At 72.9% G+C, this 19,497-nt stretch carries 11 protein-coding genes; 8 read left to right on the forward strand and 3 right to left on the reverse strand.

Annotation, left to right across the window (positions count from 1 at the left end; all coding sequences use genetic code 11):
* The first annotated feature begins 30 nt into the window (after window positions 1-30).
* Window positions 31-849 (forward strand): class I SAM-dependent methyltransferase, encoded by an 819-nt coding sequence (locus tag ACIPK3_RS27130; RefSeq protein ID WP_402573752.1) that lies wholly within the window; start codon window positions 31-33, stop codon window positions 847-849.
* A gap of 55 nt (window positions 850-904) precedes the next feature.
* Here the strand turns inward: ACIPK3_RS27130 and ACIPK3_RS27135 are convergent, their stop codons facing one another.
* Window positions 905-3,112 (reverse strand): tetratricopeptide repeat protein, encoded by a 2,208-nt coding sequence (locus ACIPK3_RS27135; RefSeq protein WP_402573754.1) that lies wholly within the window; start codon window positions 3,110-3,112, stop codon window positions 905-907.
* A 74-nt stretch (window positions 3,113-3,186) separates the two neighbouring features.
* Entirely contained in the window at window positions 3,187-4,416 is a 1,230-nt protein-coding gene (locus tag ACIPK3_RS27140) for a hypothetical protein (protein WP_402573756.1), read from the reverse strand.
* Window positions 4,417-5,054: 638 nt separating this feature from the next.
* Here ACIPK3_RS27140 and ACIPK3_RS27145 point away from each other — a divergent pair.
* From ACIPK3_RS27145 to ACIPK3_RS27170, 6 genes are all read left to right on the forward strand, one after another.
* A complete protein-coding gene (locus ACIPK3_RS27145; protein WP_402573758.1) occupies window positions 5,055-6,356 on the forward strand; it encodes an MFS transporter in 1,302 nt (433 codons plus the stop codon).
* 63 nt (window positions 6,357-6,419) lie between these two features.
* Entirely contained in the window at window positions 6,420-7,712 is a 1,293-nt protein-coding gene (locus tag ACIPK3_RS27150) for a condensation domain-containing protein (protein ID WP_402573759.1), read from the forward strand.
* Window positions 7,713-8,028: 316 nt separating this feature from the next.
* Window positions 8,029-11,181: an amino acid adenylation domain-containing protein gene (locus tag ACIPK3_RS27155; RefSeq protein WP_402573761.1), complete on the forward strand. Its 3,153-nt coding sequence runs from the start codon at window positions 8,029-8,031 to the stop codon at window positions 11,179-11,181.
* Window positions 11,181-13,094, forward strand: a complete 1,914-nt coding sequence (locus ACIPK3_RS27160; protein WP_402573763.1) for a non-ribosomal peptide synthetase — start codon at window positions 11,181-11,183, stop codon at window positions 13,092-13,094. The genes ACIPK3_RS27155 and ACIPK3_RS27160 overlap by 1 nt, the downstream gene beginning before the upstream one ends.
* Window position 13,095: 1 nt before the next feature.
* Window positions 13,096-15,021, forward strand: a complete 1,926-nt coding sequence (locus tag ACIPK3_RS27165; RefSeq protein ID WP_402573764.1) for a non-ribosomal peptide synthetase — start codon at window positions 13,096-13,098, stop codon at window positions 15,019-15,021.
* The gene (locus tag ACIPK3_RS27170; protein WP_402573766.1) at window positions 15,011-18,178 is read left to right on the forward strand and encodes a condensation domain-containing protein; all 3,168 of its coding nucleotides are present in this window, start codon (window positions 15,011-15,013) and stop codon (window positions 18,176-18,178) included. Before ACIPK3_RS27165 ends, ACIPK3_RS27170 begins: the two co-directional genes overlap by 11 nt.
* Before the next feature lie 59 nt (window positions 18,179-18,237).
* Here ACIPK3_RS27170 and ACIPK3_RS27175 read toward each other — a convergent pair whose 3' ends face one another.
* Window positions 18,238-18,642 (reverse strand): hypothetical protein, encoded by a 405-nt coding sequence (locus tag ACIPK3_RS27175; protein ID WP_402573768.1) that lies wholly within the window; start codon window positions 18,640-18,642, stop codon window positions 18,238-18,240.
* 341 nt (window positions 18,643-18,983) lie between these two features.
* Here ACIPK3_RS27175 and ACIPK3_RS27180 point away from each other — a divergent pair, with 341 nt between their 5' ends.
* Entirely contained in the window at window positions 18,984-19,475 is a 492-nt protein-coding gene (locus ACIPK3_RS27180; protein WP_402573770.1) for an RICIN domain-containing protein, read from the forward strand.
* The last annotated feature ends 22 nt before the right edge of the window (window positions 19,476-19,497 follow it).

A 19,497-nucleotide genomic window follows, 5' to 3' on the forward strand; every position in this document is an offset into this window, starting at 1 on the left:
GGTCCGGGTCGGGTTCGGCATCCTGGGGGTATGACCGGTTCACCGGCCGGCGGCTCGGCGGTCACTGGCGACGGTCGCTACGGCGAGAGTCTGTTCGCCCCGGAACACCCCCGGGAGGCGGCACGGATCGACGACGCCGCGCTGGTCTACGACCCGGTCACCACACGCCGTCTTCGGGAGCTGGGCGTGGGCCCGGGCAGCCGCTGTCTGGAGGTGGGCGCCGGGACCGGGACAGTGGCGCGCTGGCTGCTGGAGGAGGCGCGCGTCGACGAGGTGGTCGCCCTGGACCGGGACACCGGGGCCCTCGCCTCGCTCACGAGCCCGCGGTTGCGGGTGGTCACCGCCGACCTCACGGACGAGAGCCTGCGGCCCGGCCGTTTCGACCTGATCCACGCCCGGTTCGTGCTCATGCACCTGCGTGAGCGCCGTCGGCTCGTCTCCCGGCTGGTGACGTGGCTGAACCCCGGGGGCCGGCTGGTGCTCGGCGACACCGTGGACCTGCCGGACGCACTCGACTCCTCCTCCGCGTACCGGCAGGTGATGGACGCCATGTGGCGGACGCTCAAGGAGACGATCGGCACCGACACGACCTCGGTCCCGGCCTATCCGCACTTCTTCCGGGAGGAGGGCCTGCGGAATGTGGCCGCGGAACTGTACTGTCCACCGCTCGTCGCGGACGGCCCACTGGCCCGTTTCTGGGCGGAGACCTGGCGGCGCATGCGGCCCGCGCTGGAGCAGACCGGGCGGGTGGACGCCGCCGTCCTCGACGAGGCGCTCGCCTACCTGGCCTCGCCCCGGCTCGCCGAACTTGGGCCGGGCATGATGCTGACCTGGGGGCAGCGTCCGTGAGAGCAGCCGCCGGTCCAGGTACCGACGGCTGCGCTCCGTCATCTGCGCTGGGGTGTCACGTCCAGGACACGTCCGGGAGGAGTTCGCGCGCCTCTGCCAGGTGGTCCGGAGCGGTGTCCAGGCAGATCCGGAGGTCCTTTCTCGCCTCCTCGGTTCTCCCCAACGCGATGAGACTCTTGGCACGTTGCAGCCGGGCGTCGGGATCCTCCGTCTCGGTCAGGACGGTGTCCAGGAGCTCCACGGCCAGTTCGTGCCGGGCGGTGTCGTGATACGCGACGGCGAGATTGAAGCGGACCCCCGGCACGTCGGACAGCGTACGAGCCCGCTCCAGGTCGGTGATGGCCGAGGCGAGGTCGCCGGTGCCGTGGGCCAGGGCCCCGCGCAGGGCCCACGCCTCCGCGCACCCGGGGGAGCCGGCGATCGCCGCCGAGTATGCCGCGGCCGCCGCCGCGGGTTCCGCCACGAGCTCGTGCAACTGGCCTTTGAGACACAGCAGTTCGGCACTGTCGGCGGCGACCGCGAGTCCGGCGTCGATGCTCGACAGGGCGGCGCCGACGGCACGTGGGTCGTCCTGTGCCAGCTCGACCAGTAGAGCGCTCCGATTGATGTGGGCGTCGGTCATGTGCGGGTCGATGTCCAGGACGTACCCGAAGTCGGCCAGCGCGCCTTCGACGTCGCCGGCTTCGCCGCGTGCCTCGGCGCGGTTGTAATACGCCTCGGGGAACGGCGGCGAGAGCCGGATGGCCTGGTCGTAGTCGGTGAGGGCTTCGCCCAGTCGCCCCTGCCGGTGCAGCAGGATGCCCCGGTCGAGGTAGTACTCGGCGTAGTTGGGATCGCGGGCGATGACGGCGGTGAAGTCGGCGAGGGCCATGTCGGAGTGACCGAGAGCGGCGTGGACCTGGGCGCGGTTGTGCCGCAGCACCGAGCGGTGCAGGGCCTGTTCGTCGGGTTCCAGGGCGGCGTCGAGATCGGCGAGGCAGGTGTCGACCAGGGACAGCGACGCCTCCAGGTCGCCGCGGTGCATCTCGATGAGGGCCAGGCCGTTGCGGTAGAAGGCGGTCCGCATCTCACGGTCCTTCGGATCGGCCAACTGGCCGGCGAAGGCGATGGCCTGGTTGATCCAGCGGCGGGCGTGATCGTGGTCGCGTTGCTCCGCGACGAGATGGCGCGTGTGGATCATCGCGGTGGCGTACGCGGCCTGCATGTGGACCGACGGCGAGGTGCTGAGCCCCCGGGCCTCCTCGTACAGCGGCAGTGCCTCTTCGGCGAGGCCGAGGGCCGCCAGCGAGGTGGTCATCTTGGTGGTGAAGGCCCACCAGTGGTCGGGGTTGCTCTCGTAGGCCACGATCCCGCGTCCGCGGGTGCCGTAGTCCAGGACCGCGTGGTAGAAGCCGAGGTCCATGCAGTGGTCGAGAGCGTGTCGCAGGGCGTCCGCCCCGGCGCCCGACGGATCGCCGCCGTTCTCGGCGTGCCAGGCGATCGCCCCGAGCCGCAGCGAGGGCTCGTCCTGCGCTTCCAGTGTGCGACGGCGCGCGTCGTGCAGAGCCTGCCTCTCGGCGGGCGGCAGTTGCCGATAGGCCGCGAGCTGCTCGCGGTCGTCGCCGATGCCGTCGTCGTCGACGTAGCGGGCGGCGAGCGCCGACTGGTCCGATCGGACGGACACGGACGACACGGGGGCGTCGAGTCGCGTGCAGTGCGCGGCCAGTGCGGCGCCGAGGGTCTCCGCCGGCGAGCCCACGGGATCGCCGAGCGGCTCGTCCGACGTGGTCACCACCACTGTGAGTCGCTCGGGGTCGATCCTGCGCAGCAGCACGGCCAGGAACTCGCCGTCGGTGGGATCCGCCTGGTGGGCGTCGTGGACGATCAGGGAGCGCGGCTGGTCGCCGAGCTCCCGCAGATACGCGTTCAGGAAGTCGACAAGTCCGTTGGCGATGCGCAGCGTCCGCACCCTGGAGTAGAAGCGTGTGCGTTCTCTCGGCACGGCCAGCGAGGTCAGGGTCTCCCTGGAAGCGGGGACGAGGGCGTGCAGCTCCGGAGTGGTGGACAGGATCTCGACGTCGTGCCGGGCGACCGCCTCCGGACAGCGCTCCAGCGCGTCGGGGACGATGGCGCGCAGCAGTGTGCCCACGGCGGTGTACGGCCCGCGCAGCCGACGGTGTGCGCCCACCGCGGCGAGCTGCTCGGGCAACTCCAGCCGTTCCAGGGCGGTGATGCGGTCCGCCCGGAGGGACGCGCTGATCCAGTGATGGCGTGGAGCGGTCATGACGGGGCTGCCTTTCTTACCCGGACACGAGGTCGGTGGGATGTCATGGAGGGCGGCGGACCGCGGAGAGGCTGTCAGCCCCGCTGCCGTGCACCGGTTCGTCGGGCCCGCCTGTCCCTCAGCGCCATGAAGGCGACCGCGAGCAACTGGGCGAGGAGAAGGGCCAGCAGCGTCGCCGAGTCGAGGATTCCCGTCATGGACGTGCCGGCCCGCAGGCGACCGAACAGGCCGGACAGCAGCTGATAGGCCGAGGGGACCAGGACGGCGGCGAAGGAGGCGAGGGTGAGCGTGTAGCCGACGGGCAGGAGCCAGGCGTACCAGCGGGCCGCGCGCAGGTCGGCCGGACCGTACGCGGACAGGTCCAGTGCGGGCCGGCCGGTCCAGCGGCGCACGGTGTTGCGCAGCACCCCCGCGGCCGCGCCGTGCAGATCCGTGCACCCCATCACGGTGGTGAGCAGGATGTACAAGTCGGTACGCAGATAGAAGAAGAGCTGCCAGACAAGGCGGAGCACGACCGCGAAGGCGAGTGCGAGGCAGACCCGTCCGGTCAGCGGAAGCGTCCCGTCCGGCTCACGAACGACGGCCGCCACCAGGGTGAGTACGGCTGTGGCGAGGACGTCGGCCACCATGCCGGCGAGGATCGGCAGGTAGCGCCGTCGGCGCGGAACGGCGACCAGGCCGGGCAGCGTCGTCTCGAACACCACGTAGATCAGACGCCGTCCCACCGAGAAGCTGGAGTGCAGCCCCAGGCGCCTGCCGGCCAGTGCGTGGAACCCCTCGTGCAGGGCGAGGAAGGGCATCTGGCCGAGGAAGAGCACCAGGGTGATCACGGTGTAGGAAGAGGTGAAGAACAGGACGCTGCGGTGGGGTGCGAGGTCCGGGTGCCGTGTCATCTCCATGACCCAGAGCGCGATCACGGTCGCGTAGCCCACCCAGGCCGGCCCGCTGAACAGCATCCGCCCCAGCCGCTGCCAACGCACCGGCGCCGGTGCGGCGGTGTCGGTGCCGTCCCGACCGTCCCGGATGAAGTCGAGATCCTCCAGCACGGCCAGCAGGTCGGCCATGTCGATGCTCTCGCCGTGCGCCTTCTCGTGGCGCTCGGCGGCCTGTCGGGGGGTGAGGCCGTCGGCCAGCATCCGTACCAGTGCGGCGCCGTCGGCGGGGAACACCGCGTAGGAGTCCACGTCCGGGCTGCCGATGGTCACCTCGTCACCCTCCTCCAGGTAGACCAGCGGCCGCAGCGCCAGCGGCCGGTCGAGCTCGAGACGGGGGCCTGCGGGGGCGCCGTCGACGGGGACGGACACGTGTACTCCTCCGGGAGGCAGGTTCACGGACGGTTGGCGGAGCCGACCGGGATGTCCTGGTCGGCCCCGCCGGTGAGGCCTCAGAAGGGCCTGTAGCCGCAGAACGGGTCGGAATACAGCGGCGTGGCGGTACTGGTCAGACGCACCGGGCCGGCCTTGCGGACGACGATCTTCTTCATCGCGGACACCTCCCTTCGTACGACATCGGCCTGCATGGCCGACATCGCTTGGTGCGTCACAAGCTAGGCAACGGGTGTCCGGGATCGGTTGATCGACGGTATGGCAACGGCCAACGCGATGGCCGGGGCCGCGAGCAGCGGGCACCGGACGGGGCGTCACGGGGGGTTCATAGCTGATGGACCGAGAGCTTCCGGCGCTACGTGATCATGAATGAGTGTTTTCGGTCAGGATCGAATCGACTACTTAACGTTACGGTCATCGCTTGCCCCCTCCTCGCACCCCCTGTCCCCCTTGCCCCCACCTGTCCCTCGCCGGGTGTCGATCAACGGACATTCACGCGCACGTACCCCGGGTAAGCCGAAAGATTTCCCGACTTGCCTCCATAACGACGCAAAGGAAGTCCGAAATTGACCGGGTTCCTTTGACTCCCGATCGATCGGTCGGTGAGTGTCCTTCACATGTCCGTAACATCCCCAGCCGCCGGTGGCCCTTTGCGATTGCGCGACTTCCGGCTGCTGCTCGCGGGAGCTGCCACCGGACAGCTCGGTGCCCAGGTGACCCTGGTGGCCCTGCCGCTCGTGGCCGTCCTCGAACTCGACGCGTCCGCCTTCCGGGTGGGCCTGCTGACCGCCGCGGAGACCGCCGCCTTCCTGCTGGTCGGGCTGCCCGCCGGGGCACTCACCGACCGTATGCGCAAGCGGCCCCTGATGATCCGCGCGGATCTGGTGCGTGCCGTGGCCATGGCGAGCATCCCCGCCGCCGCGCTCGCCCACGTCCTGACCATGGCCCAGCTCTACGCCGTCGCGCTCGTGACCGGCGTGGCGACCGTGTTCTTCGACGTCGCCCACCAGAGCTACCTGCCGCAGATCCTGCCCCGCGACCAACTCGTGGCCGGCAACGGCGCATTGGAGACGGTCCGTTCCACCGCCCAGGTGACCGGCCCCGGTGTCGGCGGCGGACTGGTCCAACTCGTCGGCGCGCACCTCGCCGTCATCGCCGACGCCATCGGCTACGTTCTCTCCGCCCTGTTCCTCCTGCGCATCCGGCAGCCCGAGCAAGCCCCCGAGCCCTCCGCCGGGCGTTCCCTGAGCAAGGAGATCGGCGAGGGCGTCCGCTTCGTCTTCGGCCATCCGCTGCTCCGCGTCATCGCCCTCACCACCGGCCTCGCCAACCTCTGCGCCGCCGTCCTCATGGCGACGCAGACCGTCCATCTCGTCCGCGTCGTCGGACTCAAACCCGGCGGACTCGGGCTGGTGCTGTCCGCTTCGGCCGTGGGAGGACTCCTGGGCGCCCTGTGCGCCGGACGCCTCGCCGCCAGGCTGGGGCAGGCCCGGGTCATCCTGCTGTCCGTCCTCGTGACCGGCCCGTTCGCCGTGCTGTGGCCCCTGTCCGGACACGGTGTCCTCGGGGCGGTCCTCTTCGCCACCGGATCGGCGGTCGTCTCCTTCGGCGCCGTCGTCTACAACGTCGCCCAGGTCAGCTTCCGCCAGGGGCTGTGCCCACCGCGACTGCTCGGCCGGATGAACGCCACCCTGCGCTTCCTCATGTGGGGCACCCTGCCGCTCGGCGCGCTCCTCGGCGGCGCCCTCGCCCAGTCCTTCGGGACGCGTACGGCACTCGCCTGGTGCGCGGTCGGCATCGTCGCCGTACCGCTGCCGCTGCTGCTCTCCCCGCTGCGCCGGATGCGGGACCTGCCCGGTCCGCGGGAGGACGCCTGCGCCGACGGAGAAGAACGGCCGGCCCCCGCACCCGCAGGCTGACCGCCCGTCACCACGCCCTCCCGCGCGCCCGCGACAACGACAGTCCACGACAGAGAGGACCACGTGCTCAGCATCACGAGCCAGTACCTGGCCCGCTACCGGCGTCTCACCGCCGGCGACCGGTCCGACGCCCTGCTGCCGGTGACCGGAGCGCAGCGCCGCTTCGTCCTGGTGCGTTCGCTGGACCCGTCCGGACGCCCCGACGTGGTGCCGATGTTCTTCGCCTTCCCGAGCGGAACCGTCGACCCCGAACGCCTGCGGGCTGCGGCCCGTAGGCTCGCCGCACGGCACACCGCCCTGCGCTCGCGGCCCGCCGTCGTCCGGGGCACTCCCGTCCTGCGCGTCGGCGATCCGGACGTCAGCGTGACCCGGCCGGCCCCCGTACCGGGTGAGCGGCCCGCCGACACGCTCCGCCGCGCGTTGGCCTCCTGGGATCCGCAGGGTCCCCCCTTGCGGCTCTTCCTCGTGCGCGACGAGGAGCGTGAGGAGGACATCCTCGCCGTCGTCCTGGACCACGCCGTCTGCGACGGCCGTTCGCTGGCGCGCATCGTCGAGGAACTCGGCGCCGCGTACGCCGAGGAGGCCACCGCGTCCCGTCCCGCGCCCGCGGAGACGGAAGCGGAACTCGTCGCCTACCGGGACGCGGTGCTCCTCCAACTCGCCGCCGAGGAACGGGCGGAGACGCCCGACGCGGCCGCGTACTGGGCGGACCGGCTGCACGCGCTGCATGCCCACGCTCCGTCACCCCGCCCGGCACGCGTGCCCGACGGCGCATGCCCGAGCGGCGTCGCGCAGGCACGGCTGCCCGCGCCCGACGGCGGCGTACCCTTCCCCGGACTGCTCGACGCCTGCCGCTCCGCGGCCCGCGCGCTGTACGGACCGGACCGCGTGGTCCCGCTCGGCTACCCGTGGGGCGGCCGCCCCACGGGAGCGGAACCGGTGATCGGCTGCTTCCTCAACACCGTCGTCTTCCCGGCCGACACCGGCCAGGGACCCGGCCCGGAGGTGACGGCCGACGCCTGGTGGGACGACCTCGACCGGGCCGACGTGCCGTTCGACGCGGTCGTGACCGCCGTGCGGGCCGCCGGCTCGGGCTGGACCGGAGGTCTCGACGGCCTGCTCACCGTGGACGACGACAGCCGCCGGCCACTCCTCGGACTGGCCGGTGTCGAGGGACGGGAGGTCCACGTCGACGGCAGACCGGTCCGCGGTCCCTTCGCCGTCTCCGTCACCCAGGGAGCGGAGATCCGTCTGCGGATGGTGTGGGACCGCGCGATCCTCGACGACGACGCCGCGCACCGGGCGTTCGACGCGCTCACCCACGCGCTGCGCTCCGCGGAGCACGCCGTGCACTGACCTCCGCCGTCCGGATGCCCACGCGCCGCCGTGAGGCCGGGCGCCTGGGGGACACCGCCGACGAGCCCGTAGCGGGCCGCCGCCCGGGCCTCGGTGCGCCCCGACATCAATCGATACATCCCGGTGCGTGCCGTTACCGCCCCGCACCGCCCGGCACCACGGCGCGTACCAAGCCGCCGCGCACCCCAAGCTTCCCCCCACACCCCCCACGCCAGAAGCGGCACCGCGCGACCCGCGAAGCCGCCGCACCACCACCGCCGGACACAACCGTGACCGGCACCGGAAAAATCCGACCCGACAACCTCAGGGATCGCCCATGCTTCCCCTCTCCTCCTCGCAGGAGATCGTCTGGCTGCACGAGCAGATGCAGCCCGGCAGTCGCGCCTACAACTTCACCGCCGCACTGGACCTGTGGGGCACGCTCGACACCGAGGCGCTGCGCCAGGGACTCGCCGCCACGCTCGCACGCCACCCAGGTCTGCGGCTCGAACTCGTCGCTACCACCGGCTCCGTACCGGGGCAGCGGGTCGTGCGGCAGTGTCCGCCGAGGCTGCGCACGGTCGACCTCGGCACAGAGGACGATCCCGAGGCGGCTTTCGCCCAACTCCTGCGCACCGAGGCCGAGACACCGCTCGACACCTTCGAGGCACCGCTGATCCGCTGGACGCTCGTGCGGCTCGCCGAGCACCACCACCGGCTGATCCACGTCGAGCACCATCTGATCCATGACGGGCACTCCTTCGCGATCCTGCTCGACGACGTCTTCCGCGTCTACCGCGCCCATGTCCTCGGCGAGACCCTGGAGCTCCCGCCCGCCTCGTCGTACGCGGACCACGTCCGGGCCCAGGCCGAAGCCGCGTACTCTCCCGAGTCGCTCGACTTCTGGCGGGCCCAACTGCGCGACCAGCCCCACGACCTGCCACTGCCCGGCCTCACCCGCCCCGGTGCCCGCCGCAGGCACCACGGCGGACAGCTGCGCCAGACGATCGGCGCCGACCTCGCCGAACGCCTGCGCGGGCACGCCCGGTCCCGCGGTCTCACTCCGTTCGCCACGCTCCTCGGACTGTTCGCCGAACTCCTGCGCCGGCACAGCGGCCGCTCCCGGATGGTCATCGGCACCGCCGTCGGCAACCGCCCCCTCGGCTACGAGGACGCCGTCGGCATGTTCGTCAACACCATCCCGCTGCCGCTCGCCCTGGACGGCACCGCCCCCGCCCAGGACACCATGGACGAGGTCACCGACACCCTCATCCGGGCCCTGCCGCACCAGGACGTGCCGATCCAGGAGCTGACCCAGGCACTCGGCATGCACACCTCCGGCGCCGACAACCCGCTGTTCTCCGTCATGTTCAGCGCCCACGACGCACCCCTTCCCGAGATCGACGTACCCGGTCTCGACATCACCCTCTTCGAGGGGTTCAACACCGGCACCACCCGCTTCGACCTCGACGTGGTGCTGCTCCCGGACGACCGGCGCGGTGTCACCACACGCCACGGCGCCCCCGGCATGACCCTGGTCTGGGACTACGACGCCGACCTCCTCGGTGAAGACGTCGCCCGACTGCTCTCCGGCCGCTTCCTGGACCTTCTGCGCGCCTACCTCGACAGCCCCGCGACCCCGCTGGCCGACCTGGCACCGGCCGCCGTGGAACCGGCCGCCGAACCCGTGCCCGTCCCCGCCGACCGCGATCCGCTGGATCCCGTGGCCGCGCACCACCCGTCGCTGCCCGCCCTGCTGTGCGGCGCCCGCCGCCTCACCTACGGCGAACTCGACGCACGCGTCGGCTCGCTCGCCGAGCGACTGCGCGACGCCGGTGTGACGCCCGGCCGGCCGGTGGCCGTGGTCCTGCCCAGGGGGACCGACTCGGTCGTCGCCCTGCTCGCGTGCCTGCGCACCGGCGCCGTCTACTGCCCCCTGTCCCCGTCCGACCCGCCGGCCCGGCTCGGACTGCTGCTGGAGCGGCTCGCCCCGGCGCTGGTCCTCACCGGTGACGGCACCCCGGCCCTGCCGGAAACACTGCCGAGCGCCCGGTTCGACGCCCCGGAACTGCCCCGGGCGCGCGAGGGCGCCGTACTTCCCGGTACCGCGTACGTCATCCACACCTCCGGCTCCACCGGCACGCCGAAGCCGGTCGCTGTCGGCCCCGCGGCGCTGGTGCACCATCTGACCGCGGCCGCCGATCGGTTCGGCCTCACCACCTCGGACCGGGTCCTGATGTTCGCCCAGCCGTCCTTCGACGTGGCGCTGGAGGAGGTGCTGCCGACCCTGCACGCCGGTGCGTGCCTGGTCCTGCCCGAGCACGAGGTGCCCACGGGCGCGGAGCTCGCCGGACTGCTGGCGTCGGCCCGGGTCACCGTCGCCAACCTGCCCACCAGCTACTTCCTCGCCACCCGCGAGGACCTGCGGCCCGCGCTGCGTGACGAGAGCTGGGCACCGAGGCTCCTGGTCCTCGGCGGCGAGCGCCTTCCCGTGGACGCACTGCGCGGTTTTCTCACCGACACCGACGCCACCGTGCTCAACGTGTACGGCGTCACGGAGGCGGCCATCAGCTCCACCGTCCACGAGATCTCCCGCGACGCCCTCGCCGAGGGCTCCGAAGTCCCCCTGGGCACCGAGCTGCCGGGCGAGCGGGTCCATGTCCTGGACGCCCACCACCGCCCGCTGCCGTCCGGCGCAGTCGGTGAACTCGCCGTCGCCGGGCCCGGACTCGCCGAGGGCTACGCGGGCAACGCGGAGGTCACTGCCGCCCGGTTCGTCACCGTCGACGCACTCGGTGGGCAGCGTGTCTACCTCACCGGTGACCTCGGCTACCGCGGTCTGGACGGACTGCTGTACTTCCTCGGGCGGCGCGACAACCAGATCAAGCTGCGCGGTCACCGTATCGAGCTGGAGGAGATCGAGGCGGCGGCGTCCGCGGTGCTCGGCGGCCGGTCCTGCGCCGTCGTGCTGGACCGTGAGACCCCCGGCGGCCCCAGGCTCGTCGGCTTCCTCGAGGACGGCGCCGACGGCGCGGACTTCGACGAGAAGGCGCTGCACACCGAGCTGACCGGCCGCCTCCCCGGCCCCCTCGTGCCCGCCCGGTGGGCGTGGCTGGACACCATGCCGACCCTCGCCGGCGGCAAGCCCGACCGTACGGCCCTGGCCCGTCGAGCGGCGGAGCTCGAACCCGACGCCGCCGTTACGTCCGAGCCCGGAGCCGGTTCCGAGCCCGAGGCCGCCGCCGTGTCCGACGATCCGATGACGGCTCTGCTCACCGAGGGCTGGCGCGAGGTCCTCGGCCACAGCCGCTTCGACGCCCGCTCCCACTTCTTCCGGAGCGGGGGCCATTCCCTGCTGGCCGCCGAGCTCGCCGCCTGGCTGGAGCCCCGGCTGGGCACGCGCCCGCCGCTGAAGGTGCTCTTCCGCAACCCCGTGCTCGCCGACCAGGCCGAGGCCCTCGCCACCACCACCCTTTCCACGGAGTCGTGATGACCCAGTCCCCGACCGCGCCCGCCATCCCGGCCATGCCCGCCACGCCCCCCGCCACCGCGACCGGCACCGTGCTCAGCGTCGCCCATGGCCCCGCCGCCGAACCGACCAGTGTCCTCGCCCGATTCGAGGACTGGGCCCGCCGCACCCCGCGGGCTCCCGCGGTGATCGACGGCACCCGGACCTGGACGTACCAGGAACTCGACGCGGCGGCCGTGCGCGTCGCCGCCGCGCTGGGCGACCGCGTACGCCCCGGTGACCTCGTCGGCGTCTGCCTCGACCGCTCCACCGCCCTGGTGGTGACCGCCGTCGCACTCGCCCGGATCGGCGCCGTCTACCTGCCGCTCGGCCCCCGCCCCGGCGAGCGCCGCACCCAGGCCGTCACCGAGGACCTCGACGTCGCCTGCCTCATCGGCGACCCCGGTGTCCTGCCCGGGGACCACCGGAGCGGGGAGCACACCCCGCTTCCCCTGCCCACCGACGGCGTCAACGCCCCCGCCGCCACGGTGGCGGCCTTCGCCGCCACCGTCCGCGGCACCCGGCGAGCCCCCGAGGGCGCCCTGTACGCCGTCCTCACCTCGGGTTCGACCGGCCGCCCCAAGGCGGTAGCCGTTGCCGAGACATCCCTCTCCGTCGCCCTCGACTGGTACCGGGCCGAGACCGGCCTGGCACCGGGCGACCGCCAGTCCCTGCTCATCGGTGTCGCGTTCGACCCGCATCTGCTGGAGCTGTGGGCCGGCCTGACCTCCGGTGCCGCCCTCGTCCCGGCCCCGGACGACACCCGCTGGGACTCGCACGTGCTCACCGACTGGTGGCGTGACACCGCCCTCACCCACGCCGTGGCGGCCACCCCCACCGTCGAACCGCTCCTCGACCGGCCGTGGCCGCGGGACCTGAAGCTGCGTCACCTCGTCGTCGGCGGCGACCGTATGCGCCGCCGCCCCGGCCCCGACGTCACCGCCACCGTCCACAACGCCTACGGTCCCGCGGAAGCCACCGTCGTCACCAGCACCCACGCCATGCGCGGCACCGACCCGGAGGCCGGCGACCCGACCCCGCCACCCATCGGCACCGCGCTGCCGGGCGTCACCGTAGTCGTCACGGACGACGAGGGGCGGCCCGTCACCCGCGGAATGGACGGTGAACTGCGCATCGGTGGCCACTGCCTGGCGCTCGGCTACCTCGACCCCGAGCTGACCGCACGCCGGTTCACCGCACCTCCGCGGGAACCGGCGCTGCCCGCCGTCGACCGCCTCTATCGCACCGGCGACCGGGTACGGATGAACGCCGACGGCAGCCTGGAGTTCCTCGGCCGCCTCGACGACCAGGTGAAGATCAGCGGCGTGCGGATCGAACCGGCCGAGGTCGAGGCCGCCTTCGAGCAGGACCCCCGGGTGCGCAGTGCCGTCGTCACCGTGCTGCGCGACAGCTCCGGCCACGGCCGCCTCGTCGCGCACGTACGACCCACCGAGGGCGCAGAGCCCGCGACCGGGGATCTGCTCGACGCGGTCCGTGCCTGGCTCCCGGAGCAGGCCGTCCCCAGCGCCGTACGGCTCGTCGACAGCTATCCGCTCGACGCCAACGGCAAGGTCGACCGGGGCGCCCTGGCAGCCCAGGTTCCCGCCCCCGCGGCGCCCACGGCCGCCCCCGCGGACGACCTGGCCGACGCCACCGCCACCGAACGGCTCGTGCTGACGACCGTGCGCGACCTCCTCGGCCGACCCGGCACCGGCCTCGGCGACAACTTCACCGACGCCGGCGGCACCTCCGTCGTCGCCGCCCGGCTGCTGGCGGCCGTCGAACGCGAGACCGGAGTACGGCCCCGCGCCCACGAACTGCTGCGCAGCACCGACCTGCGCGCCTTCGCCGCCCTCCTCGACCAGCGCCGGACCCCGCGACCGGAAGGAGCCTGACATGACACGCACCACCCCGCAGCCCGAGGCCCCGGCGAACGCGAACGGCACACCCGCGCCACAGCCCGTCGACCAGGCCGACAACACACCCGCACCGCAGCCCGGTGCCCGGACCACCGCGCCCGTGCCGCCGCCGGTGCGGACGAACGCCCTGCCGGCGCTCGTCGCCCGGCACGCCGGACTCACCCCGAACGCCCTCGCAGTCGTCGACGGCGACACCACCCTCACCTACGGCCGTCTCCTCCAGGCCGGTCGTGCCCTCGCCGCACGCCTGCGCGACCACGAGGTGACTCGCGGCGACCGGGTGGCGCTGCTGACGACGCGGTCGGCCCGCACGATCGTGGCGCAACTCGGGCTGTGGCTCGCCGGAGCCGTGTGCGTGCCGCTCGACCCCGCCCAGCCCCGGCCCCGCACCGAGGCGATGATCGCCGACGCGGAGGTGACGCTCACCGTCGGCGACGCGAAGCTGCTGGACGCGGCCGCGCTCCCCGGCCCGGTTCTCGCCCTGCCCGAGGAGCCGCTGACCAGCGGTGAGCCGGTGGACGAGTCCGACCCGGACAGCCCGGCGTTCATCATGTTCACCTCCGGCTCCACCGGCCGCCCCAAGGGCGTCGCCGTGCCGCACGGCGCCATCGCCGAGCTGGTCACCGCACCCGACTACGTCACCCTCAACGACCGCGACCGCGTCCTGTTCCACTCGCCCATGACCTTCGACGCCTCGACGTTCGAGGTCTGGGTCGCGCTCGCCAACGGTGCCGCGGTCGTCGTCTGCACCGAGCAGCGGCCCTCCCTGGAGGACCTGGCCCGGCACGTCGAACGGCACGGCGTGACGGTCGCGTTCTTCACCACGGCCCTCTTCCACCAGCTCGCCGCCCGCCGCTCCCGCCTCTTCGCCCAGCTGCGCACCGTCGTCGTGGGCGGCGAGGCGATGGCCGCCGCACAGGCCCGTGAGGTGCTCACCGCCTTCCCCTGGCTGGAGCTCGTCAACGGCTACGGACCGACCGAGACGACCACCTTCGCCACCGCCCACCGGGTCACCGAACGGGACTGCGAGGCGCCGATACCGATCGGCAGGCCCATCTCCGGAGCCACGGCGCACGTCCTCGACGCCGACGGCCATCCGGTGGCCGAGGGCGACCGGGGCGAACTGTGGATCGGCGGCAGCAGGCTCGCCCACGGATATACCGGGCTGCCCGAACTCACCGCCGAGCGGTTCGTCGAGCACCCCGTCGCCGGCCGGCTCTACCGTACGGGCGACATCGTCTCGCTCCGGCCCGACGGCACCCTCCAGTTCCACGGCCGCAACGACGACCAGGTGAAGGTCCGGGGCTTCCGTGTCGAACCCGCGGAAGTCGAACACGCCCTCCGCGAGCAGCCGGACGTCGACGACGCCGCCGTCACCGTCGAGGGCGCGGGCACCCCCGAGGCGCGCCTCGTCGCGTTCGTCGTCACCGCGCCCGGCACCGTGCCTCGCGGCGGACCGTTGCGCGAGCGACTCGCCGCCGTCCTGCCCGCCCACCTGGTGCCCGACACGGTCACCGCGCTGGAGCGGCTTCCCCTCACCTCGACCGGCAAGGTCGACCGGCGCGCGCTCACCGGACGCGCCCACTCGGCCGGCAGCCGGCCCACCGACATGCCGACGGCGGAGCTGACACCGCTCGAACAGGCCGTCGCCGAGGTGTGGAGCCGGGCACTGGGCAGCGAGGTCACCCACGCCGACGCCGAATTCCTCGCCCTCGGCGGCCATTCCCTGCTCGCCCTCGCCGTCACCGACGACCTGCGCGAGGAACTCGGCGTGGAGCTCTCCCTCGCCGACTTCTTCGCCGCGCCGACCGTCGCCGCGCAGGCCGCACTGGTCGAACGCGCCCTCCTGGCCGCCCACAGCGACCTCCACCCCGAAACCCCGGAGAACAGCGATGTCCACTGACGCCGACTCCGCGGCGCGCGACCGCCAACAGCAACTGCAGCGGGAACTGCTGCGCAGGGCCCGCGCCGGAACCACCCGGCCCGTGACGACCGAGCCCGGCACCGGGCCGACCGCGGAGGAGGGCGGCCACACACCGCGCTACACCGCCCACTCCGGCACCGCACCGCAGGCCGCTCGGCAGTCCGGTGGCGCCCCGCTCTCCCGCGCCCAGCGCCGCATGTGGCTGATGGAGCGGCTCGGCGGCGCGGGCGACTCCTACCACGTACCGTTCGCCACCCGTGTGCGCGGCCCGTTCGACGTGACCGCGTTCGCCACCGCCCTCACCTCGCTGGTGGCCCGGCACACCATTCTCCGCACCCGCTACGCGGAGCGCGAGGGCGAGCCCTGCCAGGAGGTGCTCCCGGCGCCGCGCACGATCCCCGTACCCGTCGTCGACACCGAAGTTGCGCATGCGCCGGGACTGCTGCGGCGCGAGTCGGCCCGGCCGTTCGACCTCGCGGCCGGCGAGGCCGTACGGGCGCTCGTCCTGCGCCACGGGCCGCGAGACCACACCCTGCTGCTGACGTTCCATCACATCGCCGTGGACGGCGGCTCGCTGGAGACCGTGGCCGCCGAACTCTCCGTTCTCTACACGGCGGCCACCGACGGAACGAACCGGCACACCCTCGCCGTACCACCGCAGTACGCCGACCACGCGCGCCGCGAGCACGACGACCTGCCCGGCTTCGAGGCGGAACTGGCCCGCTGGAGCGACCTGCTGGCCGACGCCACCCCACCGCGCCTGCCTCTCCCGGCGGCGGCCGCGCCGCGCACCGCCGACCGGCCCGCGGCCATGCGCACCGTGCCTCTCGCGCCCACCCTGCCCGACGCTCTGCGGGCACTGGGCGCCGAGCGGCAGGCCACGCTCTTCGCCGTGTCGCTCACCGCGGCCTTCGCCGCGCTGCACCGCCTCACCGGCGACGAGGACCTCGTCATCGGCGTGGCGGGCACCCACCGCAGCGGAACCGCCATGCGAGGCCTGGTCGGCCTGTGCGTCAACACCCTGCCGGTAAGGGTGGACGTCTCCGGCGACCCGACCTTCGTCGAACTGCTGCGGCGGGTACGCGACGCACTCCTCGAGGCCCAGCGCCACCGGCACATCCCCTTCGACCTGGTCCTCGAACGCCTCGGCGCCGGGGCGCGCGGCGCCGACGGCACCGCGCTGGTCCGCGTCACCTCCGACGTCCTCGGCGAGCCGACGGTCCTTCGGCTGCCGGGTACGTCGGCCGAGTACGTCGACGTCCCCACCGACGGCGCGAAGTTCACCCTGTCCTACGGCCTGGAGCTGGCCGACGCCGCCGAGCCCATGGCGCTCGTCCAGTACGACGGGAACGCGCTGGACGACACCGTGGCAGAGGCGGCCGTACGGGACTACGCGGCCCTGCTCCACGCGGCGGCGGACGACCCGGAACTCGCCCTGGGCAAGCTGCCCGTCCCCGGCGCGGACAACGCGTCCGGCACGGCACAGATGCCCGGCCCACGTGATGGCGTGGGCGACACGACCGGGGTGCTCAGCGGCCCGACGGACGGCCGGACCGGTACGGCCGCCCGGCCGACGCCGGCCGACGAGGGCGGCCGTCCGGACGGCGACGACCCGGGTCGCGATGCCCCGGGTCGCGATGCCTCCGACGGCGACGCGCCGGACGGCGACCGTCACCCGGCCGCGCGTGCCCTGCGAGCCCACCCGCAGGTGGCCGACGCCACGGTGGTCCAGCCCGCGCAGGGGACGCCCGTGGCCTACGCCGTCCTGCGGGACAGCGTCGGCCCGTCCGGTCACGAACTGCTGGGCCTGCTGCGTCGGTCGCTCCCGCCCGGGAGCGTGCCCGCCACGGTCACACTGCTCGACGCGCTGCCGCGCACGGCCACCGGGACGTCCGACCAGGCCCGGCTGCCCGGGCAGTCCAGGCCGAGCGCCCCGTCCGGCCCCCGGGCCGAAGCGGTCATGGAGATCTTCACCGCCGTACTCGGTCTCCTCCCGTCGCCCGACGACGACTTCTTCGCCCTCGGCGGCCACTCCCTCAAGGCCGTGCAGCTCGCCGAACGGCTGCGCACCAAGCTCGGACTGCCGCTCACGGGCCTCGACGTGCTCCAGGCCCGTACGCCTCGCGCGCTGACCGCGCTCCTCGACGAACGCGCGGCGCGGCAGACCGCCGCGAAGGCCGCGAGGGCCGCCAAGGCGTCGAGCAGGCCGGCCCGGTCGCGGGACATCCGCCCGGGCATGGTGCTGGTCACCGGCGCGACGGGCGGCGTGGGCGCGTTCGTCGTGCGTGAACTGGCCGCCCGGGGCCGCCCCGTGCTGGCGCTGGCTCGGCCCGAGTCCGCCCATCTGATCGCCACCGAGGGCGTCGACGTCGTCGAGGGCGACCTCTCCGACCTGGCCGGACTGCGGGACGCCGTCGCGCACGCCGACGCGGTCGTCCACTCCGCCTGCACCTTCACCCGGCACGAGGTGGATCTGGCGGCCATGGAGACGATGGTCGACGCCTGGCGGCGCGGACCGTTCGTCTTCGTCAGCAGCGTCGACGCCTACGGGCACCCCGGAACGGAACGGGTCGCCGAGGAGTCGCCGCCCCAGGAGCCCGTCAGCCCGTACGGGAGGGCCAAGCTCGACTGCGAAGCCATGGTGCTGCGGGCCGCGGGAACCGAGGGACGCGGGGGTGCGAGCGCCGTACGGTCACCGATCGTCTGGGGCGCGCACGACCGGCTCCGCGAACAAATGCGCTGGGGCGCCATCGGCACGCTCTACCAGTCCGCCCGCCAGGGTGAACCGATCGAACTGCCACGTCCCGGTACCGGCGGACACTCCTGGTACGGAGCCGCCTGGGTGCACGCGGCCGCCCTGGCCCGTGCGGTCACCGAGTGCCTGGACCGTCCCGTGCACGGCGTCGCCAACGCGTGCAGCGGCCATGTGTCCTGGCACGACCTGGCACACGACCTCACGGAACTGCTCGGCACCCGAGCGGAGTTCCGCGAGACCGGCGAGGTCCCGCGGGACCTCGATCACCGCTGGCACTACGACAGCGCACGCCTGGCCCGTCCGCTCCGGGCGCGGCCGGGAGAGGACCGGCGGACCGTGCTGGCAGAGATGATCGACGGCATGACACCCGACAACGGCTGACACGCCGCCTGCGCCCGGAGCACCCGCAAGACGCTCCGGGCGCAGACCGTACCGCTCGGTCACCGACCGGGTGCCGGTCCACGGTCGGCGCCGCTGTCGGCGAAGGGGAATAGGGGGTAACCCTCGAAGCAGTCGCCATGGGACTGCAAGGGCCAGCCCATCCCCACCCGATACAGCACGGTCAGAGCGACGGCCACGAGGACCAGCACGAGCCGACGGGTGACCTGCCCGCCAGGCAGGGGACGCCTGCGAAGGCCGACCTGGAGCAGAACGAGCACAGCGCTCATGGACAGCCAGACCGCAGGCACGGTGACGAACCGCAGTCCGATTTCGTTGCTGACGTTGTTCCCGAGCGGGCAGTCGTCCCAAGCCCGAACCGTCCACCGGGTGCCGGCCAGTACGCCGACAGCGGCGAGGGACGGCGAGACCGGATACCAACCGCGGCCGCCGTCGGCGGCGGACACCTCAGCAGGATGCCCTGATCTCTCCACGGCCCGTCCCCTCCACCGGCGGCAGGAGTGCCGCAAGGACAAGTCACGCACGAAGTGATCGTCACGGTTCCCGCCGGACAGGTGAGAGTCGCCGACGAGGGAGGGGCGCCGCGCCAACCGCGACGCGCAGTCGCAGCGCTGAGAATTCGCCGGTCAGTCGACGGGGTATGTCTGAATTCCGTATCACATAGCGGGCTCCGCCTCCGATCTGATGGCGTCGCACCTGCCGATCGTTCAGTTGCCGCCTCAAGATCAAGGGGACCACCCTCATGTCTACACACCGCTTTCGCAGCGTCGTTCTGTTCAGTGCTTTCATGTTCGTCGGTCTCATGGGTACAGGTGGTGCGACCGGCGTCGCGCAGGCCGCCCCTACCCATGCGCAGTGGTTGCTGACGGCCCGCTACAAGAATCTGGCGACGGGCAGATGCCTGGACGTGAGAGACGAGTCCTACGACGACGCGGCAGTCGTGCAGCAGTTCAAGTGCAAGGACGGACAGAACCAGGTGTTCGGCGTCGGCCCGAACGACGTAGGCGGCCAGGCGCTGTACACGCGCCGCTCGTACAAGTGCGTCGAACCGCGTGACGGCACGTACGACGGCGCGGGCGTCCAGCAGTGGGCCTGCAACAACAGCTTCGAGCAGCAGTGGCGTACGGACACCGTAGGCAGGAACATCGTGGTTCTGAGGCACTACATGAGCGGCAAGTGCCTTGAGGACATGGGCCAGCCCTCGGGCAACCGCCGCGAGGTCGGCCTCATGCCGTGCACCGGAGCCTCCAACCAGGCGTGGCGCTACGACCTCGTGTAGGGGAGAGTCACGCCACCGTTCT

Origin of the sequence: Streptomyces sp. NPDC086787, from assembly GCF_044745865.1 — a bacterium.
Lineage (GTDB): Bacteria > Actinomycetota > Actinomycetes > Streptomycetales > Streptomycetaceae > Streptomyces.

Bases quoted from the DNA above. Each gene is read 5' to 3' on its own strand.
- ACIPK3_RS27160 (WP_402573763.1), top strand. From the start codon at position 11,181: ATGACCCAGTCCCCGACCGCGCCCGCCATCCCGGCCATGCCCGCCACG.
- ACIPK3_RS27130 (WP_402573752.1), top strand. From the start codon at position 31: ATGACCGGTTCACCGGCCGGCGGCTCGGCGGTCACTGGCGACGGTCGC.
- ACIPK3_RS27180 (WP_402573770.1), top strand. From the start codon at position 18,984: ATGTTCGTCGGTCTCATGGGTACAGGTGGTGCGACCGGCGTCGCGCAG.
- ACIPK3_RS27170 (WP_402573766.1), top strand. From the start codon at position 15,011: ATGTCCACTGACGCCGACTCCGCGGCGCGCGACCGCCAACAGCAACTG.
- ACIPK3_RS27135 (WP_402573754.1), bottom strand. From the start codon at position 3,112: ATGACCGCTCCACGCCATCACTGGATCAGCGCGTCCCTCCGGGCGGAC.
- ACIPK3_RS27155 (WP_402573761.1), top strand. From the start codon at position 8,029: ATGCTTCCCCTCTCCTCCTCGCAGGAGATCGTCTGGCTGCACGAGCAG.
- ACIPK3_RS27165 (WP_402573764.1), top strand. From the start codon at position 13,096: ATGACACGCACCACCCCGCAGCCCGAGGCCCCGGCGAACGCGAACGGC.
- ACIPK3_RS27145 (WP_402573758.1), top strand. From the start codon at position 5,055: ATGTCCGTAACATCCCCAGCCGCCGGTGGCCCTTTGCGATTGCGCGAC.